A 21,680-nucleotide genomic window follows, 5' to 3' on the forward strand; every position below is an offset into this window, starting at 1 on the left:
ATTTGCGAATCCTGCTTTAGTTATGCCAGATACACGTAAAAGGAGAATTAGATGCGTGATATCGGGCAAAACAACAGCAATTCAATTACTGCTACTGACGAGACCGCAGAAGTTAGTATGCAGGTTTTGCAGAATATGTATGCAAAGATTACAGGAAAGCGCGAACAAATATCTCGAAGTGTCAATGTAAACCATGTTACTAAATTTGAAGATTTAGAGAATCTTCATATTAAGATTTATCAGTCTTGCGAGCAATATAATATTGTTACTAAAAATGAATCTATAGTTATTTATCATGTAGATGAGAGTAAGGAGCAATTTAGCAGTTTTGATAGATTTAGAGCTTACAATAAATCATCGTTGAGCGCTATTGAAAATATACATTTTGAGTACAATATTTTAATAAAATTGCCGCTTGTTAATGAACCTCAAAATTATAAAATTACGATAGATATTCACTCTCGAACGTCCATTATTAAAAAAATGCAAAAAAATGAGGGAGTTGCTGCAATATTTTTTTCAATGATTGCTGATAATACCGGAAACATAAAGATTTCTTATGTTGATTATACGGTTGCGATGAATTTCATGAACGTTATTGATGGTTGGTTTAATTCTCTCTTTAGGGGAAAGCAAAGAAATTGGGTTAAATTTCCCAAAAAATATAGTCATGAATTTTCTGGAATTTTAAAATTAGCATCTCTCGCATTATTCTTAACAACATCCTATCTATATTATATTAGCAATCCCGTTAACTTGGAAAAAATATTGCCATATTCAATAATGATATTTGGCGGCGCTCATGTTTTACTATCAATAAGCGGCAGGATAGGGAAATCCATAGAGAAAAATATAGATTTAATACATTCGTCTTCATATGTCCATCTTAATAGAGGAGACGAAATGTCTATCACTGAAGATAAGGATTCAACAAATAGATCTGTTGTAATAATTTCATTAAATATAATATTGGCATTTGCTGTAAATATATTTAGTAATTATATTTGGTTTTTTATGGGCTTCAAGTAAATAATCATCTGCCTCAGAGCAAAAATATTACGATTTTTTTGATTTTACTTTAATTGCTCATCCTCTTCCACCGCCAAACTGGCCTGCGGACCAGTTGCAACAGCCGGTGGAAGTGGAACACCCTTGGTTCTCTCCCGCATCAGGGTAATCAGGCCGGAGCCGATGATCAGGGTGATGCCGACCAGCATGGGTAGATCGACATGGTCGCCGAAGATCAGGTAGCCAAACAGAATGGCCCAGAGCATCTGGCTATATTGTGCAGGTCCCAACACGGCCGCAGGCGCAAAGCGGGTTGCCAGCATCATCAGCACGGTGGCCAGCGCGGCAAACAGGCCGTAGCTGAGCAAGAGCAGCCAGTCCGTTCCTTGCGGCCAGGAGAAAGCGGGCAGCATGGCGATGCCGGAAATGATGATGGTGCCGAAGGCTCCGGCGCCGTAGAGCGATGTGGATTTTTCACGCGGGCCGATGGCGCGGTAGACGACGATGGAAATTGCGCCGCCCAACCCGCCGATGACGGCCCCCAGATGGCCGATGGACAATTCCCTAAAGCCGGGCCGTAACACCACCAGCACGCCGATAAAGCCGATGATGACGGCGCTCCAGCGGCGCATGCCGACCTGTTCCTTGAGGAACACCACCGACATGATGGTGACGAAGCAGGGCAAAAGGAAAATCAGGCAGAAGGCTTCCGCCATCGACAGATGGGTGAAGGCGGTCACCGCCCCAATGGCGCTGGTTCCTGACGCGACGAAGCGCAGCAGCCAGAGCTTCAGGTTTGAGGTCCTGAACACATCCGTCAGCGAATCGCCGCGCTTCAGCAGAAAGGGCAGGGCAGCCAGACCGAACAGCGATCCGAAGAAGGCCGATTCGAACGGACTGATTCGTCCATCAACGAGTTTGACCGATGCATCGCTGATGGCGAAGGCGGCAAAGGCCGCAAAAGCGAGCGCAAGGCCGCGAGGTGTCGTATCGGAGGTCACGAGCGGGTCGTCCTGGAGTTTGGCCGGGGAAATCCGTCATCAGGTTTCCACCGGCAGGGGCCTCTCGTGAGTATGGCCGATATTGCGTTGCGTCAATTCAGTTTCGACTGCTCGACTGCCTTTTCAGCGGCGATGTCGCGCAGGGCATTGGCCAGAACCTCGGTCGGCTGGGCCCCACTCACGGCATATTTCTGGTCGATGATGAAGAAAGGCACGCCATTGACGCCCATCTTCTGGGCGGCGTCGATTTCATCGATCACCATGTCCTTATCGGCATCGCCTGCCAGCAGGGCCTGCATCACCTTGCGGTCCAGCCCAGCCTCCTGGACAATATCCAGCAGGACGGCATGGTCGCCGAGATTGCGACCATCCTCGAAAAATGCCTTGAACAGGCCTGAGACCACAGCACCCTGCGCTTCACGGCTTTCCAGTCCTGCCCAATGGATGAGCCGATGCGCGTCCAGCGTATTCGGACCGATCTTGATGGCTTCGAAATTGAAGGCAATACCAACCTCGCGGCCAAGCTCAGCCAATTGCTGATGGCCGCGCTCGAGGTTTTCCTTGCCGCCAAATTTTTTGGCCAGTTCGGCCTGCTGGTCAACGCCTTCGGGCGGATAGTCAGGATTGAGCCGGTAGGGGCGCCAGTTGACGTCGATGCTGACAGTGTCCTGCACCTCGGCAATGGCCAGATCCAGCCGGGCCTTGCCCAGATAGCACCACGGGCAGACGACATCGGACACGAGATCGATGGTAATACGTTGCATAAAAGAGTCTCCATCGGTATGCGGCAGCGATGACACGCCGCAGATCCGTGCGCAGTCAGCGCACGGTGGTTGAATTCATTGCGCCCTGGCATCCCACCAGGTGGGGAGTTGATAGCCCAGCATCGGTACCTGGTCAGGCCTTGCAATGCGCTTCCAGCGCGCCAGCCATTGTTCGCCATTATAATAGAGCGGCACCACGTAATGCCCGGCCACCAGCAGGCGATCCAGGGCCCGCACGCTGGCCTGATAGTCCTCGAGGCTTCTGGCATTGACCATGGTGTTCAGCACCCGGTCGATATCCGGATTGGCAACACCGGCATAATTGAAACTGCTTTGCCGATCCCGGGCAGTGGAACCCCAGCGGTTGAATTGTTCGATACCGGGAGCCAGCGTCGAAGGATAGGCCATGACGACCATGTCATAATCGAAGCTGTTGGAGCGCGCCTGATATTGCGCGTCATCCACCGTCCGGATGCTCATGCCGATGCCGATCAGCCTCAGGGTGCGCTGATAGGCAAGCGCCATTTTCTCTTGGCCGGCATTCTGGGTCATGACCTCGAAAGACAGTGGCTTGCCCTGGGCATCGACCATTTTTCCATCATTGATCGAATAGCCAGCCTGGCTGAGCAGCGCGACGGCCTGGCGCAGAATATTACGGTCGGCGCCCGAACCATCGGAAATCGGCAATGTATAGGTGCCTGCCAGGATTTCCGGGGCAATCGTGTTGCGCGCATTGCCGAGAATTGCCAGCTCACGGTCGTCGGCGGCATGGCCAAAGGCGCCGAGCGGCGAATTCTGCCAGTAACTCTGGATTCGCTTGAACGCATTGCCGTAGATGTTTTTGTTGACCCACTCGAAGTCGAAGGCGAGCGTCAGCGCCTCGCGCACCTTCACATCGGCAAAGATCGGGCGGCGGGTATTGAACACGAATCCCAGCATGCCCGTCGGTTTTTGTGGGGTAAAGGTCTCGCGCACAACATCGCCATTCACGGCTGCCGGAAAATTATAAGCCCGCAGCCAATGGGCCGAATCACCATCAGGGTAAAGATCGATCTCACCCTTCTTGAAGGCTTCGAACAGGGTGCTGTCCTGCAAAAAATAGGTTACGCTGACTTCGTCGTAATTATCGAAACCCACCTTCGAGGGAAGATCCTTGCCCCAATAATTCGGATCGCGCTGATAGGTAATCCGCTCGCCGGGGCGTATATCCTTGATCTTATAGGGGCCGGAGCCAACAGGCACATTCAGCGACGATTGTTCGAACAGGTCCGGGTCGATGGCGTGTTTCGGCAGGATCGGTGTTGCATAGGCCAGAAGCAGCGGAATTTCCCGGTCGGCCTTGTCGTTGAAGGTGAAGCGGACACTATGCTCGCCAACCTTTTCCATCTTGGCGACGCCATTCAACCGCTTGTCGAAAGGTGCACGGCCTTTCTGCTGGAGGATCTGGAGCGTGAAAATCACGTCATCCGGCGTCACGGGCTGGCCATCGTGCCAGCGGGCCTTGGGGTTGAGGTTGAACTGGATGAAGCTGCGGGCATCATCCCACTCCACGCTCTGCGCCAGAAGACCGTAGAGCGTGTAGGGTTCGCCGGCCGAGCGCGTCATCAGCGTTTCGTAAAACAGGTTGCCGTAGTCAGGGTCCCAGATGCCGCGCGCCGTTGTGCGCATGCCCTTGATGACAAAGGGGTTGAAGCTGTCGAACGTGCCGACCACGCCGTAAGAGATCCGACCGCCCTTCTTTACGTCAGGGTTGACGTAAGGCAAGTGCTTGTAATCGGCGGGCAGGGCGGGTTTGCCATACATGGATATGGCATTGACGGGCTCGGCCAAGGTAGCCGATGCGGCAAACACGCCGCAGAACGGCAGGACCAAGACCAGCAGGGTCGACAAAAGACGCCGCAAACCATTTCCTCTCGAGATCAGTATTTTAAATTTCGCGGCAAATTATCACGAACTGCCGGAAAGCCAACCGCTATGGCACAATTCCTGCCATGGAAGCGCCATGTAAGTGACTGGGTGGAATTGTCCAGTAAAACAAATGGCGCGTGCGCTCAATCGTTCCACAAATTGGATGCATCTCTCCCAAACACCAAAGAAGCACTGGATATTCGCAGCGATGCGCTGTAACAGGATCACCACACACATCGGGTCATCTATTTGCCTCATTTAAAACCCAGGGGATGAACGAATAGGCCGATCTAATCGGGTGAGAACTTCGGTTCGACAAAAGTTTTCAGGAGACGGATCTCGTTATGACGTTTACAGCAGCCAAAACCGCGCGTGCGGCACTCTCCGCTCTCGTTCTCTCCACTGGCTTTGCTGGCGCATCTTTTGCCCAGCAGCAGCCCGCTGGCGATGCCGGCTTGCCGCCGCAGGGTTGGTTCAAGACCTGCGCCAAGCAGGAAGACAACGATATCTGCACGGTGCAGAACATTCAGGTCGCGCAGAACCGCCAGATGATTATCGCCGTGGCGATCATCTCCATCGAAGGCAAGATGAACCGCAAGCTGATGCAGGTTTCCGTGCCTTCCGCACGGCTCGTCCCTCCGGGCGTCGTTTTGCAGATCGATGGCGGCAAGGGCCAGAAGATCGATTACGCCGTCTGCTTCCCGGACCGTTGCACAGCTGAAATTCCGCTGACGGACGCGATGATTGCCAGCCTGAAGAAGGGGCATGACGTGGTGTTCACGTCGATGAACTTCCGCCGCGTTCCAAACCCGATCAAGATTTCGCTTGATGGCTTTACCGGCTCTTACGATGGCCCAGCTATCACCCAGTCCCAGGCGCAGGAGCGCCAGCGTCTGCTGGAAGAAGCCATGCAGAAGAAGAACGAAGAATCGCAGAAGGCCCTGGAAGACGCCCAGAAGGCCGCCAAGGAAACCAAATAATCGGTTATTCCTTTGCTTCATTGAAAAAAAGCCCCGGTCGTTAAACCGGGGCTTTTTTTATAGGACATAATGATCAACTGATCAGTGAGCCAAATTCATCCGCGGCTTGTAATGACCGGCCTGCTCTTCCACGAAGATCTGGTTGATATGCGGATTGCGCAGCGGTTCGCCGCTTTCGTCTGTCTCCAGATTTTGTTCGGAGACGTAGGCGACGTATTCCGTCTCGGCATTTTCAGCCAACAGGTGATAGAAGGGCTGATCCTTGCTGGGCCGCAATTCTGCGGGGATCGCGTTCCACCATTCTTCCGTATTGGCGAATTCCGGATCGACGTCGAAAACGACGCCGCGAAACGGAAATACCTTGTGACGAACAATGTCACCGATTCCAAACTTTGCGTTGCGTTGTTTCATGGCTTTGTTTCCTTTCGTCAAATATTTGGGAAACGGGACAACGAACATCAAGGGCCTCGACATGGTTTTGTCACAAAACGGCTGAGGCATGGCCGCCCGGTTTAACGAGATGTGTAATTACAAAAAAATACCAATGATACTGCAATAAAAAAGCCGGCAGGGTTGCTGCCGGCTTTGGTTTCGATCTGATCAGACCGAGTAGTACATGTCGTATTCCACCGGATGAGGCGTCATGTCGTAACGCATGACTTCCTGCATCTTGATGTCGATGAAGGCGTCGATCTGGTCGTCGTCGAAGACGCCGCCTGCGGTCAGGAACTTGCGATCCTTGTCGAGGCTTTCCAGCGCTTCGCGCAACGAGGCGCAAACCGTCGGGATCTTCTTCAATTCCTTCGGCGGCAGGTCGTAGAGATCCTTGTCCATGGCCTTGCCAGGATGGATCTTGTTCTTGATACCATCGAGACCAGCCATCAGCATGGCGGCAAAACCGAGATAGGGGTTGGCGGTCGGGTCAGGGAAGCGGACTTCGACGCGCTTTGCCTTCGGGTTGGAGCCGAACGGAATGCGGCAGGAGGCGGAACGGTTGCGGGCGGAATAGGCCAGCAAAACCGGTGCTTCATAGCCAGGCACCAGGCGCTTGTAGGAATTGGTCGAGGGGTTGGTGAAGGCATTCAGTGCCTTGGCATGCTTGATGATGCCGCCGATGTAATAGAGGCAGCTTTCCGACAGGCCGGCATATTCGTCACCGGCGAAGGTCGGCTTGCCATCTTTCCAGATCGACTGATGCACATGCATGCCCGAGCCATTGTCGCCAAAGATCGGCTTAGGCATGAAGGTTGCAGTCTTGCCATAGGCATTGGCAACCTGATGCACGACATATTTGTAGATCTGCATCTTGTCGGCATTGCGCACCAGCGTGTCGAACTTGATGCCAAGCTCATGCTGGGCCGCAGCCACTTCATGGTGATGCTTTTCGACGACAACGCCCATTTCGGAGAGCACTGTCAGCATTTCCGAGCGCATATCCTGGCAGCTGTCGATTGGCGGAACCGGGAAATAACCGCCCTTGACACGCGGACGGTGTCCGAGATTGCCGGTTTCATAATCGGTATCGTCGTTGGACGGCAATTCGGTGGAATCGAGCCTGAAGCCGGTATTGTAAGGATCGGCCTTGTATTTCACGTCATCGAAAATGAAGAATTCGGCTTCCGGGCCAAAAAATGCCGTGTCGCCGATGCCGGAGGCCTTGAGATAGGCTTCCGCCTTCTTGGCCGTGCCGCGCGGATCGCGATTATAGGCTTCACCGGAGACCGGATCGAGAATATCGCAGAGAATGACCATGGTCGACTGGGCGAAGAACGGGTCCATATGCACCGTTTCCACGTCTGGCATCAGCACCATGTCGGATTCGTTGATCGCCTTCCAGCCTGCGATAGAGGAGCCGTCGAACATGACGCCATCGGCGAACATGTCTTCATCGACACAGACGATGTCCATGGTGACGTGCTGCAACTTGCCCTTGGGGTCGGTGAACCTGAGATCGACAAATTTTACGTCATTGTCTTTGATTTGTTTAAGAATATCCTGTGCGGTCGTCATTAGGTTTGTTCCTCGATTTGATGACGATTATAAGACCCGACCTCCCTCAGCCGGGCCGCATTCAAATGGCGTCGACGCCGGTTTCGCCGGTTCTGATCCGGACGACTTCCTCGACGTTGGAAACGAAAATCTTTCCATCGCCAATACGCCCCGTTTGCGCGGCATTGCGGATCGCGTCGATGACTGCCTCGACGTTTTCATCGGCTAGCACGACTTCAACCTTCACTTTAGGCAGGAAGTCGACCACGTATTCGGCGCCGCGATACAGCTCCGTATGGCCCTTTTGCCGCCCAAATCCCTTGGCTTCCGTGACCGTTATGCCTTGCAATCCTACTTCCTGAAGGGCTTCCTTCACTTCGTCCAGCTTGAAAGGCTTTATGATCGCTTCGATCTTTTTCATGAGAAAATTTCTCTCCGCTTCCCTCATTGATGCAGGTAACACCTGTTTGCCCTGCGTTGATGCACTTACCGTGCCAATTTGGTCCGCGAATTGCGAAAAAAACAGAAAATCACCCGCATTGCCGAAACAGTTTTGCCTAAACCCGGGCAAAACACCAGAGCTAAGTGCCTATTTTTTGTGAGAATTAGTCAGATTGAATTTTTTGCTGATTTTATGGATTGTGCAGATTTTTTGCATAAATTCATGCTAGTTCGATAGGCATATGCACAATAAATATCCAATATTAATTTCCTCAACGCCATTGCCGTTTGGTTCGGCTTTCGATTTGATATTTGCATGATGCAAACATCTTTTCATCACCTGATTTCTCCCTCTTCCATGGCGCTGGTGGACCTTGATGCGGCCAACTCGGGCATCGATAGTTATGGCCTGATGCGCAAGGCCGGTTCTGCCGTGGCGGCAGCGGCACTCCGGCTTTTCCCCCAGGCGCTGAGGGTGGCGGTGCTGTGTGGGCCGGGAAACAATGGCGGTGACGGCTATGTTGCGGCTGAAGCGCTGCGTCAATCCGGGGTTTTGGTGCAGGTCTTTTACCTGGGCGAGCCGGAAAAGTTGAATGGAGATGCCGCTCTGGCTTTTGCCGACTACCAGGGCAAGGCCGAACCCCTAGCTCTCTATGATCCTCAGCAGGGGGATCTGGTGGTAGACGCTTTGTTCGGAGCAGGCCTCGCGCGGTACTTGCCTTTGCCGGTGACAGAACTGATCGAGCGGGTCAATCGGGTCGGTATCGCCGTTGTCGCGGTCGATCTGCCCTCCGGTATAGACGGCCGCACGGGCCAGCCCCGCCCGGTGGCGTTTCAGGCAGCCCATACGGTGACATTCATGGCAAGAAAGCCGGGACATGTGCTGCTACCTGGACGTTCGCTCTGCGGCACGGTGGAGATCTACGATATCGGCATCCCTTGTCGCACCATTGAACAACATCGAGGAGACGTTGCTGTCAATCATCCCGATTTATGGGCGCATCTCCTGCCAAGGATCTCCGGCGCTAGCCATAAATTCACCCGCGGCCATCTTACGGTGTTTTCCGGGCGCAGCAGCGCGACAGGTGCCGCGCGGCTGTCCGCTATGGCAGGATTGAAGGCCGGGGCCGGGCTGGTGACACTGGCCTCACCGGCCAGTGCCGTTCTTGTCAATGCCGCGCAGACCACTGCCGTGATGGTGAAGGCCATCAATGATCTTGATGACCTTGAGGACTATCTGACTGACCAGCGGATGAGCGCCTTCGTGCTCGGACCCGGATTTGGGATTGGCGAAAAGGCGCGGGAATTCACCCTTTCGCTGTCCAAACGCAGGCTGATTCTCGATGCCGACGGTATTTCTTCTTTTAGGGATCAACCAGACGAGCTTTTCGACGCATTTTCCGGCAATGAAACCCGCTTGGTTCTGACGCCGCATGAGGGCGAGTTTGCTCGCCTGTTTGCCGATATTGCCGGTGAGAAGACGTTGGGCAAAGTTGAAAAGGCCCAGGCTGCCGCCAGAAAAGCCAATGCGGCGGTGGTCTACAAAGGTGCAGACACAGTGATTGCCGCTCCCGATGGCCGGGCGCTGATCAACGAAAATGCGCCGCCGTGGCTTGCCACAGCCGGTTCCGGCGATGTGTTGGCCGGGATCATCGGCGGACTACTAGCGCAAGGCGTTCCGGCCTTTGAGGCTGCGGCAGCAGGTGTCTGGCTGCATGCTGAAACGGGCGCAAGGCTCGGCGAGGGATTGACAGCAGAGGATCTGGCTGCGGCTGTGAAACCCTTTCGCCAAGGCTAAAACACCAGAACCATGGCGACGCGGCGAAGTGGATTGAGGCCTTTTACCGCTTCTGCGGCAAGAATCTCTTTCAGCCGGACGGGACAGGCGTCCCCCTCAATGGCTTGAAACCCAAGAGAAGAATAAAAGGGCGCGTTGAAAGGCGCGAAACGGTCCGTCGTCAGCATCGCACCCACGAGATGTCTGGTCCGTCCTTCAGTGAGCAGAGCGTTTATGAGCCGCCGCCCAATTCCTTGTCGCTGCCATTCAGGATGAACATCCACTTCTCCTATGTGCAGCCATCCCTCGCTGATATAGCCCCCAGCATATCCGACCGAACTCTCCGTTCCATCGAAAGCCGCCAGAAGCAGACCGGCATCGAGATACACTTGCAATTCCTCGTCGCTGCTTGCAGCAGGGTCGCCTGTTACGGCCCCAGCAGCCCGAAGGGTTTCGAACGAGGCCAATTCCACATTTCGCAAATTGCAAAAATGCCGCGTTGTAGCTGGACCGATATGGATCGTGTCAGAAGGCTCGCCGATGGGTGTCGTCATCATCAGACCTTCAGTTCGATAGCGCTTTCTGAAGCAATTGCGCGCCATTCGGCGCATTGACCTTGCCGCCCGTGATGAAAAACGCAAAGACATCGCGTGGTTTTTTATCCACTATCCGTTGCGGCGCGATCAGCGGCAAATCCTGCGGCACCCCGCCTTCGGCATAGGCGGAAAACCGCTTTGCCCAGTCCTTCACCTGGGTTTCAGGATAGCAGGTCTTGACCTCACCCGTTCCCTTTTGCAGCCGGGCATAGACGAAATCCGCGGTGACATCGGCAAACATCGGATAATCGTGGTGATCAGCACAGACTGCGGCCACACCATGACGCTCCAGCATGGTGATGAAATCAGGTGTCTGGAACGAGGGATGGCGTGGCTCGACCACATGCCGCAGCGTCAAACCATCAAGGGTTTTCGGCAGGAGCGACAGAAACCCCTCGAAATCCTCAGGTTCGAACTTTTTCGTTGCCATGAATTGCCAGAGAATAGGGCCAAGATGGTTCCCCAGCTCCGCGATACCCTGGCTCAGGAACTTCTCAATAGACGGACCGGCCTCCGCCAATATCTTGCGATTGGTGCAATAACGACTGGCTTTCAGCGAAAAGATGAAATCGTCAGGCACGTCAGAGGCCCATTTGGCAAAGGTTTCCGGCTTCTGGCTGGAATAATAGGTACCGTTGACCTCAATAGCCGTGAGCTGGCGGCTGGCATGTTCCAACTGCCGTTTCTTCGGAAGCCTTTCAGGATAGAACGTGCCTTCCCATGGCTCGAAAGTCCAGCCGCCGATGCCGGTGCGGATTGTGCCTGCGGTCATCTGCCCACTCCTTGTTGATCGCTATTCTGCGGCTTGCGGCTTCTTCATCGGACGGCGCTCCAGCAACTCCCTGAGGAAGTGGCCGGTATAGGAAGCCTCTACTTTGACGATCTCTTCCGGCGTGCCTTGGGCAACGATCTGGCCGCCGCCATCGCCACCTTCGGGGCCGAAATCGATGATGTGATCGGCTGTCTTGATGACCTCGAGATTGTGCTCGATGACCACGACGGAGTTGCCCTGATCGACCAGTTCCTGAAGCATTTCCAAGAGTTTGGCAACGTCATGGAAATGCAGGCCGGTGGTCGGCTCGTCTAGAATATACAGGGTGCGGCCCGTCGATTTCTTTGATAGCTCCTTGGCAAGCTTGATTCGCTGGGCTTCGCCGCCCGACAGCGTATTGGCCTGTTGCCCTACCTTGATGTAGCCGAGGCCGACATCGAACAGCGCTTGAAGCTTGTCGCGCACCGCAGGCACAGCCGAGAAGAATTCCACACCTTCCTCGACCGTCATGTCCAGGACGTCAGCAATCGACTTTGTCTTAAAGGTCACATCAAGCGTTTCGCGATTATAGCGCTTGCCGTGGCAGACGTCGCAAGTGACATAGACATCCGGCAGGAAGTGCATTTCAATCTTGATGACGCCATCGCCCTGGCAGGCTTCACAACGTCCGCCCTTGACGTTGAAGGAAAAGCGGCCGGGCTGATAACCGCGCGCCTTGGCCTCTGGAAGTCCAGAAAACCAGTCTCGGATTGGCGTAAATGCGCCGGTATAGGTGGCGGGATTGGAGCGCGGCGTGCGACCAATCGGCGACTGGTCAATATCGATCACCTTATCGATGAATTCGAAACCATCGATCCGGTCGTGATCGGCGGGGTTCTCGCGCGCGCCCATCACCCGTCGTGCTGCGGCCTTATATAATGTCTCGATCAGGAAGGTCGATTTTCCGCCACCGGAAACGCCAGTAACGGCGGTAAACACACCAAGTGGAATGGCCGCCGTGACATTCTTCAGATTGTTGCCCCGTGCGCCGATCACCTTGATCTGCTGACCTTTTTTCGGCTTGCGCCGCGCCGGCGGCACTTTAACGCCAAGCTCGCCGGTCAGATACTTGCCGGTCAGCGATTTGCTGTTGGCCATGATATCCTGCGGACTGCCCTTGGCAATCACCTGGCCGCCATGAATGCCTGCCGCAGGACCGATATCGACCACATAATCGGCGGCCAGAATGGCATCCTCATCATGCTCGACGACGATCACCGTATTACCGATATCGCGCAGATGCTTCAGCGTATCGAGAAGGCGGGCATTATCGCGCTGGTGCAGGCCAATCGATGGCTCATCCAGCACATAAAGCACGCCGGTCAGGCCTGAGCCGATCTGCGAGGCAAGCCGGATGCGCTGGCTTTCACCGCCAGACAGAGTGCCGGAATTGCGCGACAGGCTGAGATAGTCCAGCCCGACATCGTTGAGGAAGCTCAAGCGTTCGCGGATTTCCTTGAGAATACGAACGGCAATTTCATTCTGCTTGTCGGTCAGCAGACCAGGCAGGGTCTCGAACCAGCCACCGGCAACCCGGATCGACATTTCCGTTACCTGGCCGATATGCAGGCCGTTGATTTTCACCGCCAGCGCTTCCGGCTTCAGCCTGAAACCCTTGCAGGCCGGGCAGGGCGCGGCGGACATGTAGCGCTCGATTTCTTCTCGCGCCCAGGCACTATCGGTTTCCTTCCAGCGCCGCTCAAGGTTTGGGACGATGCCCTCGAAGGTCTTCGTCGCGCTATAGGAGCGCGCGCCATCGGCGTAGTGAAACTCGATCTTTTCTTCCGTGCCGTGCAAGATGGATTTCTGTGCCTCGGCGCTCAGATCCGACCATTTGCTGGTCAGCTTGAAGCCGAAAGCCTTGCCAAGACCTTCAAGGGTCTGATCGTAATAGGGAGAGCTGGATTTTGCCCAAGGGGCAATCGCGCCGTCCTTCAACCGCTTGTCTGCCTCGGGAATGATCAGCGCTTCATCTATCTTCTGCTGGAAACCCAGGCCGTCGCAGGTCGGGCAGGCGCCAAACGGATTGTTGAAGGAGAAAAGCCGGGGCTCGATTTCCGGAATGGTAAAGCCGGAGACGGGGCAGGCGAATTTTTCCGAAAACAGCACCCGCTCATGGGTCTCGTTCAACGACTTGTTGGCGGAACCGCCAGCCGAGGTTTCATTGGCCGGCAGCGGCTTGTCGGCAAATTCGGCGACCGCCAACCCGTCGGCAAGGCGAAGGCAGGTTTCCAGGCTGTCGGCCAGCCGCGAGGCCATGTCGGCCCGTACCACGACGCGGTCAACGACAATGTCGATATCATGCTTGTATTTCTTGTCGAGTGTTGGCGCCTCGGCAATTTCGTAGAATTGGCCATCGATCTTGACGCGCTGGAAGCCCTTCTTCATCAGCTCGGCGAGTTCTTTCTTATACTCGCCCTTGCGGCCCCGGATCAGTGGCGCAAGAATATAAAGTCGGGTCCCTTCCTCAAAGGCCAGGACGCGATCAACCATCTGGCTAACGGTCTGGCTCTCGATCGGCAGGCCGGTGGCTGGCGAATAGGGCACGCCAACGCGGGCAAACAGCAGGCGCATGTAGTCGTAGATTTCGGTGACAGTGCCGACCGTCGAGCGCGGATTGCGCGAGGTGGTCTTTTGCTCGATGGAGATTGCAGGCGACAGGCCTTCGATCAGGTCCACATCGGGCTTCTGCATCATCTCCAGGAATTGCCGGGCATAGGCCGACAAGCTTTCGACGTAGCGGCGCTGGCCCTCGGCATAGATCGTATCGAAGGCCAGCGACGACTTTCCCGAGCCGGAAAGGCCGGTCATCACGATCAGGCTGTTGCGCGGCAGGTCAAGGTCGATGCCCTTGAGATTGTGCTCGCGCGCACCACGGATGGAAATCGTCTTCAATTCGCTCATAACAAAACTCGGTTTGGGAGAGAGCCGCAGGCAGGAATGCCGCTCCTTATTTAGTCACTGCTGCCGTCCTGTCGAGACGGGTACGTCGATTCTGCGTTGGATTCCGATAGAGTTGACTGCATCATACAAATTTATTAGAACAAAGAAAGAACATTTTTTGGTTTAGATTCTTCGCTGTGGATTACAGGTGATCTGCCTGCCCTTAATCGACAGGGATAGGATAAGGTTAAAATTGATTGGATTTGTAAGCCGCCCCATGGTGGCAGCGAGGTGAGTATCATGGCTGGAAGCGTCAACAAGGTTATATTGATCGGCAATCTGGGAGCTGACCCGGAAATTCGCCGTACCCAGGACGGTAAGCCGATTGCCAACCTGCGCATCGCCACGTCCGAATCCTGGCGCGACCGTAATTCCGGCGAGCGCAAAGAAAAGACTGAATGGCATAGCGTGGTGATCTTCAACGAAGGTCTCTGCAAGGTGGCCGAACAATATCTGAAGAAGGGCGCAACTGTTTATATCGAGGGCCAGCTTCAGACCCGTAAATGGCAGGACCAGAACGGCAATGACCGTTACTCGACGGAAATCGTCCTCCAGGGCTTCAATTCGACCCTGACCATGCTTGGCGGTCGTGGCGATGGGGCAGGCGGCGGTGCTGCCCGTGGCGGCAGCGATTTCGGCGGAGGGGGCGGTGGCTACGACGACTACGGCTCGGCCCCGGCCCGCAGCGGCGGTGCGTCGTCCGGCGGTCGCGGTGCCAGTGCGCCGTCGGGCGGATTCTCGCGCGATATGGATGACGATATTCCGTTCTGATCGGCAGGATCAGCAAAATTTTTGATGTGATCGGAGGGGTCTATGCCTGAAGATGAAACCAAAAGCAGACCGTCTCAATGGCGGATTATTCTTGCTTTCATACTCGATCTGTTCAGTTCATTTTTCGTCTTGGGTTATATCGTCGGTTATCTGAGCGGTGGTTTGACGCCAGACGGTTTTCAGTTGAACGGCTTACCCGCCTTCATCATGTTTGCTTTGGTTGTCGCCTATTTTGTCGTGTTCAATCGATTTCTGGGCGGTACGATCTGGAACCGGATATTGCGGGCGAACTATTAGAAAATGTCCGTCCTAAACCGCCTGGGAAGGTTTCGGTTTTGCAATGGCGATGCCTTCATCGCCATTGCATGGGCATCAAAGGTGAAATGCCGATTTGATGCCGTCAACGACGAATTGAACGGATAGGGCGGCCAGGATGACGCCGAGCAGGCGAGTTAGGATGGCCCGGCCTGTCACACCTAAAAACCGGTCGAGGCGGTCGGCGATCACCAGGGCCAGCAGTACGACACCAATGCACAGTCCGATGACCAGGATCAGTTCCGTGCGCTCTACCGGGCCGGGCAAGGCGCCAGCCAGCAGAATGGTGGCGGAAATGGCGCCAGGGCCAGCGATAAGCGGCAAAGCCAGCGGGAAAACGGCGATATTGTGCATATGATCGCGGGTAATCGCGTCTTCCGAGGTCTTTTCCTTACGCTCCTGGCGTTTTTCGAAGATCATCTCGAAAGCGATGGCAAATAGCATCAATCCGCCTGCGATACGGAATGCGCCGATGGAGATGCCAAGTGCTTCGAGAATGCTGGCGCCGAAAACAGCAAAGACCGCCAGGATGCCAAAGGCGATGGCCGCGCCACGCAAGGCCACTTGTTTGCGTTGCTGCCGGGTCATGCCGCGTGTCAGGCCAAGAAACAGCGGTGCCAGGCCCGGCGGGTCCAGCGTCACCAACAGGGTGGTGAAGGCATTGAGGAGAAGTTCGACATTGGTCATGGATGTTCTCCTGTTTCGGTTTGGATAAAGGCCACAGATTGCGCGAAACTGGGGCGCGATGGTTTCTTCTACCATATACGGGCCGTTGAAGAGTGATTTCCGGCGCGTGGAGGCAACGTCAAGCCAACAGTGACGGTCATTCGGGCAGATAGCGCCTCAGGGTTCAAGAAATGCCTTGTCATAGCCGCAAAAGCCTGTTCAAAACCTCCCAGCTAATTGGCGCGGAAAGGGGCTTTCCGCTATAAAATCCCTAGTGATTCTAACAGGCGTGACCCGTTTTGACTGAGCAAAGCACACCCGGCGGCAAAATGCCGTCCGATATCGAACCCATTTCGATTATAACGGAGATGCAGCGGTCGTATCTCGATTACGCGATGAGCGTTATCGTCAGCCGCGCACTTCCCGATGTCCGCGATGGTTTGAAGCCCGTTCATCGTCGCATTCTGTTTGGCATGTCCGAGCTGGGTATCGACTGGAACAAAAAATATGTGAAATGCGCCCGTGTAACCGGCGACGTGATGGGTAAATTCCATCCACACGGCAACTCGGCGATCTATGATGCGCTGGCCCGTATGGCGCAGGATTGGTCGCTAAGGCTGCCGTTGATCGACGGTCAGGGCAATTTCGGCTCCATCGACGGCGATCCGCCAGCGGCGGAACGCTATACCGAATGCCGCCTGCAAAAAGCCGCACATTCGCTCCTGGACGATCTCGACAAGGACACCGTCGATTTTCGTGACAACTATGATGGCACGCTGTCTGAGCCTGTCGTCGTGCCAGCGAAATTCCCCAATCTGCTCGTCAATGGCGCTGGCGGTATCGCGGTCGGCATGGCGACGAATATTCCGCCGCACAATCTGGTCGAAGTCATCAATGGCTGTATCGCGCTGATTGAGAACCCGGCTATCGACTTGCCGGAACTGATGCAGATCATTCCCGGTCCCGATTTTCCGACTGGGGCGCTGATTCTGGGTCGAAGCGGCATTCGCTCTGCCTATGAGACCGGACGTGGTTCGGTGATCATGCGCGGTGTGGCGCGGATCGAACCGATGCGCGGTGATCGCGAACAGATCATCATCACCGAGATTCCCTATCAGGTGAACAAGTCGACGATGATCGAGAAAATGGCCGAACTGGTGCGCGACAAGCGCATCGAGGGCATTTCCGACCTGCGTGACGAATCCGACCGTCAGGGCTACCGCGTCGTTGTCGAGTTGAAGCGCGATGCCAATGCGGACGTGATCCTCAATCAGCTCTACCGTTATACGCCGCTGCAAAGCTCGTTCGGCTGCAACATGGTGGCGCTGAATGGCGGCAAGCCGGAACAGTTGACGCTGCTCGACATGCTGCGGGCTTTCGTCAGCTTCCGCGAGGAGGTTATTAGCCGGCGAACAAAGTACCTGCTGCGCAAGGCGCGTGACCGCGCCCATGTGCTGGTTGGCCTCGCCATTGCCGTTGCCAATATCGATGAAGTCATCCGGCTGATCCGCCAGGCGCCAGATCCACAAACAGCGCGCGAGCAGTTGATGGAGCGGCGCTGGCCGGCAGCTGATGTCGAAAGTCTGATCCGGCTGATCGATGATCCGCGCCATCGGATCAACGAGGACAACACCTATAACCTGTCGGAAGAGCAGGCCCGCGCTATCCTTGAATTGCGTCTTGCTCGCCTGACGGCCCTTGGTCGCGATGAAATCGACGAGGAATTGAACAAGATCGGGGCGGAAATCTCCGATTATCTCGATATTCTGTCGTCTCGCACGCGGATTCAAACCATCGTTGTCGATGAGCTTGTCGCCGTGCGCGATGAATTTGGCACGCCACGCCGCAGCCAGATCATGGAGGGCGGTCCTGATATGGACGATGAGGATCTCATCGCCCGTGAAGACATGGTGGTGACCGTTTCGCATCTCGGCTATATCAAGCGTGTTCCGCTGGTCACCTATCGCGCCCAGCGTCGCGGCGGCAAGGGTCGCTCCGGTATGGCAACCCGCGATGAGGATTTCGTTACCCGGCTATTTGTTGCCAATACCCATACGCCGGTTCTGTTCTTCTCGTCACGCGGAATCGTCTACAAGGAGAAGGTCTGGCGTCTGCCGATCGGCACCCCACAGTCGCGTGGCAAGGCACTGATTAACATGCTGCCACTGGAGCCAGGCGAGCGGATCACAACGATCATGCCGCTGCCCGAGGATGAGGCAAGCTGGGATAATCTCGACGTGATGTTCTCGACGACGCGGGGCACCGTGCGTCGTAACAAGTTGAGTGATTTTGTTCAGGTCAACCGCAATGGCAAAATTGCGATGAAGCTTGAGGAAGAGGGCGATGAAATCCTCTCCGTCGAAACCTGCACGATTGATGACGATGTGCTTCTGACAACCGCTTTGGGCCAGGCGATCCGCTTCCCTGTCGATGAAGTCAGAGTGTTTGCCGGTCGCAATTCCATCGGCGTTCGCGGCATTTCGTTGCAGCCGAATGACCGGATCATCTCGATGACAATTCTCAGCCATGTCGATGCCGAACCATGGCAGCGTGCGGCCTATCTGAAGCGTTCGGCTACCGAGCGCCGCGCCAGTGGCGTGGATGAGGACGACATCGCACTGGTTGGCGAAGAGGTGGGTGAAATCGGTGATCTTTCCGAGGAACGTTATCAGGAACTGAAGGCACGCGAACAATTCGTGCTGACGATTTCCGAACGCGGTATTGGCAAGCGCTCATCTTCTTACGATTTCCGTACGTCGGGTCGAGGCGGCAAGGGCATTCGGGCCACCGACACGTCGAAGACATTGGAAATCGGCCAGTTGGTCGCCGCCTTCCCGGTCGAAGACAAGGACCAGATCATGCTGGTCTCAGACGGTGGTCAGTTGATCCGCGTGCCGGTTGATGGCATCCGCATCGCCAGCCGCGCCACCAAGGGCGTGACGATCTTCAATACTGCCAAGGATGAAAAGGTCGTATCGGTCGAGCGCATCAACGAGCCGGAAGGCGAAGAGGATGGCGAGATCGGCGCAGAGACCAGTGCCGAGGAGGGTGTCGCCACCGATACAGCGACGCCGGATGAGAGCGCGACCTAAGGGATCTCCTTTAGGTTAAAAACCAGAAGGCCATGGCGTTATCCGCGCCATGGCCTTCTGCGTTCTGATAATCTTTGTGCCAAAAATCTGCCCCGTGCTCGTTTGTCAGATGCAGAGCCTGCCTTCACGCCGGGCGTAACTTGCGCAGCCTGAGCGCGTTGGTCAGCACAAAGACACTGGACAGTCCCATCGCACCGGCGGCGAAGATCGGCGATAGCAATGTTCCATTGACGGGGTAGAGCAGACCAGCCGCCAGCGGGATCAGCAGGACATTGTAGGCAAAGGCCCAGAACAGGTTCTGGCCGATATTGCGGATCACCGCCTTGCTGATGGAGATCGCCCGCGCCACGCCTTGCAGGTCGCCGGACATCAGCACGACATCGGCGCTTTCGATGGCGATATCGGAGCCGGTGCCAACTGCGATGCCGATATCAGCGGCGGACAGGGCCGGGGCATCGTTGATGCCATCGCCAACGAAGGCAAGCTTGCTTCCATCCTTGCGAAGACCGGCAATTGCCGCAACCTTACCGTCGGGCAGGACTTCGGCAATCACCGTGTCGATGCCGAGGCGGGCGGCGATAGCCTCCGCAGTGCGGCGGTTATCACCGCTGATCATCGCCACCTTGAGGCCAAGGTCATGCAAGGCGCGGATTGCCGCCGGTGTGGTTGCCTTGATCGGGTCGGCGACGGCCATCAGAGCCACGGGTTTGCCATCAATTGCCAGATAGAGCGGGGTTTTTGCGTCCAAACCGAGTTGTTCGGCGTCCTCGGCAAATGGCGAGAGATCAATGCCATGCCGGGTCAGCGCCCGGTCGGCACCAACAAGCACCTGATGGCCGGAGACGATACCGCTGATACCGTAGCCTGGCTCTGCAACAACATCGGTTGCGATCTGGCGAGGCGCTTGTTCAGCCTCGGAAGCGGCCAGGATGGCTTTGGCAATCGGGTGTTCTGAGCGCGCCTCTAGGCTGGCTGCGAAGGACAGAATATCGGCGCGGGAAAAGCCGTCTGCCGCCATCAGATCGGTCAGTTCCGGCCTGCCTTCGGTTAGCGTGCCGGTCTTGTCGAGAGCCACGACCGTGACATCACGCAGGCTTTGCAAGGCTTCGCCCTTGCGAAACAGCACGCCCAACTCGGCGGCACGGCCGGTGCCAACCATGATCGAGGTCGGTGTGGCCAGCCCCATGGCGCAGGGGCAGGCGATGATCAGCACAGCAACCGCATTGACCAGCGCATAGCTGAGTGCAGGCGTGGGGCCAAACAACAGCCAGACAATGAAGGTGAGCAGAGCCGCCGCGATCACGGCTGGAACGAACCAGCCGGTTATCCGGTCCACCATCCCTTGAATCGGGAGTTTCGAGCCTTGCGCGGTTTCCACCATGCGGATGATCTGGGAGAGCAGCGTGTCAGCCCCGACCTTGGTGGCGCGAAACCGGAAGGCGCCGTTTTTGTTAATTGTACCGCCGGTTACTACGTCGCCGTCTGCCTTTTCCACCGGAACCGGCTCGCCTGAGATCATCGATTCGTCGATAAAGGAGCGGCCTTCGATCACCACGCCATCGACAGGAAGTCTTTCGCCGGGACGGATGTCCAAGATGTCACCGACGATAACGGCGGCAATGTCGAGATCAACAGGCTTGCCCTCCCGGATCACCCGCGCGGTTTTGGGGCTAAGGCCGATCAGCCGTTTAATGGCGTCGCTGGTCCGGCCTTTGGCACGACTTTCCAGCGTTCGGCCCAGCAGCACCAGCGTGACGATAACGGCTGCCGCCTCATAATAGACATTGACGGTGCCTTGCGGCATCAGCCCCGGCATGAACGTGGCGACCAGCGAATAGCCATAGGCGGCGGATGCGCCCAGCACCACCAGCGAGTTCATATCTGGATGAAGGCCTATCAGGTTCGGCACGCCACGGCGAAAGAATGTGAGGCCAGGACCAAACAGCACTAGCCCGGCCAGCAGGGCCTGAAGCACCCAGCTGGTCTGCATGCCAAGCGTGTTCATCACCCAGACATGCAGGGCAGGAATGAGGTGCGACCCCATTTCGATGATGAAAACCGGAAGAGTCAGGAGAAAGGCAATCACAGTCATCCGCGTCAAGCGATGCGTCTCATCAGCGCGCTGATCGGGCAGGGGGTCGGACGGCGCTTCCGGATTGGCGGGTTTGCGAATGTGATAACCGGCCTGTTCAACGGCAGCCACGAGGGTCTGTCTATCCGTGTCTGCGGTGACAGTCACGGTAGCGCGTTCGGTTGCCAGATTGACCGCAGCTAAACTGACGCCTGGCACGGCGGCCAAGGCTTTTTCCACGCGCCGCACACAGGAGGCGCAGTTCATGCCGTCTATGTCCAATTCCTGGGTCTCGATACGCGGCGCATAACCGGCCTGTTGAATGGCTGCCAGCACGGCGGCGAGATCCGGCTGCTGGGAAAATTGCACACTTGCCTTTTCACTGGCCAGATTGACCGAGGCAGACGATACGCCCGGCACGGCGACAATCGCCTTTTCGACCCGCCGCACGCAAGAAGCGCAATTCATGCCATCGATAGCGATGGTGGTTTCAAGGGTGTTGCTGGCATTCATCGGTCTGGTTCCTATCCGGCTGCCAGCCATAGAT

At 55.8% G+C, this 21,680-nt stretch carries 17 protein-coding genes; 6 read left to right on the forward strand and 11 right to left on the reverse strand.

What is annotated here, in order from left to right; all coding sequences use genetic code 11:
* The first annotated feature begins 51 nt into the window (after nt 1–51).
* A complete protein-coding gene (locus tag AVI_RS09275; RefSeq protein WP_015916106.1) occupies nt 52–1,029 on the forward strand; it encodes a hypothetical protein in 978 nt (325 codons plus the stop codon).
* Between the two features lie 44 nt (nt 1,030–1,073).
* Here AVI_RS09275 and AVI_RS09280 read toward each other — a convergent pair whose 3' ends face one another.
* The 3 genes from AVI_RS09280 to AVI_RS09290 form a co-directional block, all read right to left on the reverse strand.
* Complete coding sequence (locus AVI_RS09280; protein WP_015916107.1) at nt 1,074–2,009, reverse strand: DMT family transporter; 936 nt, start codon at nt 2,007–2,009, stop codon at nt 1,074–1,076.
* A gap of 92 nt (nt 2,010–2,101) precedes the next feature.
* The gene (locus AVI_RS09285; protein ID WP_015916108.1) at nt 2,102–2,773 is read right to left on the reverse strand and encodes a DsbA family oxidoreductase; all 672 of its coding nucleotides are present in this window, start codon (nt 2,771–2,773) and stop codon (nt 2,102–2,104) included.
* 75 nt (nt 2,774–2,848) lie between these two features.
* A complete protein-coding gene (locus tag AVI_RS09290; protein ID WP_041697993.1) occupies nt 2,849–4,654 on the reverse strand; it encodes an extracellular solute-binding protein in 1,806 nt (601 codons plus the stop codon).
* Nucleotides 4,655–5,025: 371 nt separating this feature from the next.
* On the opposite strand from AVI_RS09290, the gene AVI_RS09295 reads away from it, so the two are divergent.
* A complete protein-coding gene (locus tag AVI_RS09295) occupies nt 5,026–5,661 on the forward strand; it encodes an invasion associated locus B family protein (protein WP_015916110.1) in 636 nt (211 codons plus the stop codon).
* 81 nt (nt 5,662–5,742) lie between these two features.
* Here the strand turns inward: AVI_RS09295 and hspQ are convergent, their stop codons facing one another.
* From hspQ to AVI_RS09310, 3 genes are all read right to left on the reverse strand, one after another.
* Nucleotides 5,743–6,072 carry a heat shock protein HspQ gene (gene hspQ / locus AVI_RS09300; RefSeq protein WP_041697996.1) on the reverse strand — a complete coding sequence of 110 codons (330 nt, stop codon included), beginning with the start codon at nt 6,070–6,072 and terminating at the stop codon, nt 5,743–5,745.
* A gap of 189 nt (nt 6,073–6,261) precedes the next feature.
* Complete coding sequence (gene glnA, locus AVI_RS09305; RefSeq protein WP_015916112.1) at nt 6,262–7,671, reverse strand: type I glutamate--ammonia ligase; 1,410 nt, start codon at nt 7,669–7,671, stop codon at nt 6,262–6,264.
* 61 nt (nt 7,672–7,732) lie between these two features.
* Nucleotides 7,733–8,071 (reverse strand): P-II family nitrogen regulator, encoded by a 339-nt coding sequence (locus AVI_RS09310; protein ID WP_015916113.1) that lies wholly within the window; start codon nt 8,069–8,071, stop codon nt 7,733–7,735.
* Between the two features lie 336 nt (nt 8,072–8,407).
* On the opposite strand from AVI_RS09310, the gene AVI_RS09315 reads away from it, so the two are divergent.
* Entirely contained in the window at nt 8,408–9,889 is a 1,482-nt protein-coding gene (locus AVI_RS09315; RefSeq protein ID WP_015916114.1) for a bifunctional ADP-dependent NAD(P)H-hydrate dehydratase/NAD(P)H-hydrate epimerase, read from the forward strand.
* On the opposite strand, the gene AVI_RS31945 is transcribed toward AVI_RS09315, so the two are convergent.
* The 3 genes from AVI_RS31945 to uvrA are packed head-to-tail and all read right to left on the reverse strand — an operon-like array spanning nt 9,886 to nt 14,179.
* The gene (locus AVI_RS31945) at nt 9,886–10,515 is read right to left on the reverse strand and encodes a GNAT family N-acetyltransferase (protein ID WP_470207170.1); all 630 of its coding nucleotides are present in this window, start codon (nt 10,513–10,515) and stop codon (nt 9,886–9,888) included. The genes AVI_RS09315 and AVI_RS31945 overlap by 4 nt on opposite strands.
* Complete coding sequence (locus tag AVI_RS09325; RefSeq protein WP_015916116.1) at nt 10,433–11,236, reverse strand: DUF72 domain-containing protein; 804 nt, start codon at nt 11,234–11,236, stop codon at nt 10,433–10,435. Before AVI_RS09325 ends, AVI_RS31945 begins: the two co-directional genes overlap by 83 nt.
* A gap of 21 nt (nt 11,237–11,257) precedes the next feature.
* Nucleotides 11,258–14,179 carry an excinuclease ABC subunit UvrA gene (gene uvrA, locus AVI_RS09330; protein WP_015916117.1) on the reverse strand — a complete coding sequence of 974 codons (2,922 nt, stop codon included), beginning with the start codon at nt 14,177–14,179 and terminating at the stop codon, nt 11,258–11,260.
* A 279-nt stretch (nt 14,180–14,458) separates the two neighbouring features.
* Here uvrA and AVI_RS09335 point away from each other — a divergent pair, with 279 nt between their 5' ends.
* Together AVI_RS09335 and AVI_RS09340 are read left to right on the forward strand one after the other, a co-directional pair.
* Entirely contained in the window at nt 14,459–14,989 is a 531-nt protein-coding gene (locus AVI_RS09335) for a single-stranded DNA-binding protein (RefSeq protein ID WP_015916118.1), read from the forward strand.
* A 42-nt stretch (nt 14,990–15,031) separates the two neighbouring features.
* Complete coding sequence (locus AVI_RS09340) at nt 15,032–15,286, forward strand: hypothetical protein (RefSeq protein ID WP_041696642.1); 255 nt, start codon at nt 15,032–15,034, stop codon at nt 15,284–15,286.
* A gap of 75 nt (nt 15,287–15,361) precedes the next feature.
* Here the strand turns inward: AVI_RS09340 and AVI_RS09345 are convergent, their stop codons facing one another.
* Nucleotides 15,362–15,991: a MarC family protein gene (locus tag AVI_RS09345; RefSeq protein WP_015916119.1), complete on the reverse strand. Its 630-nt coding sequence runs from the start codon at nt 15,989–15,991 to the stop codon at nt 15,362–15,364.
* A gap of 278 nt (nt 15,992–16,269) precedes the next feature.
* Here AVI_RS09345 and gyrA point away from each other — a divergent pair, with 278 nt between their 5' ends.
* Nucleotides 16,270–19,062, forward strand: a complete 2,793-nt coding sequence (gene gyrA, locus AVI_RS09350) for a DNA gyrase subunit A (RefSeq protein ID WP_015916120.1) — start codon at nt 16,270–16,272, stop codon at nt 19,060–19,062.
* Nucleotides 19,063–19,186: 124 nt separating this feature from the next.
* Here gyrA and AVI_RS09355 read toward each other — a convergent pair whose 3' ends face one another.
* Nucleotides 19,187–21,646: a heavy metal translocating P-type ATPase gene (locus AVI_RS09355; protein ID WP_015916121.1), complete on the reverse strand. Its 2,460-nt coding sequence runs from the start codon at nt 21,644–21,646 to the stop codon at nt 19,187–19,189.
* Between the last annotated feature and the right edge of the window lie 34 nt (nt 21,647–21,680).

It is taken from the genome of Allorhizobium ampelinum S4 (assembly GCF_000016285.1).
In the GTDB taxonomy this organism is placed as follows: Bacteria; Pseudomonadota; Alphaproteobacteria; order Rhizobiales; family Rhizobiaceae; genus Allorhizobium; species Allorhizobium ampelinum.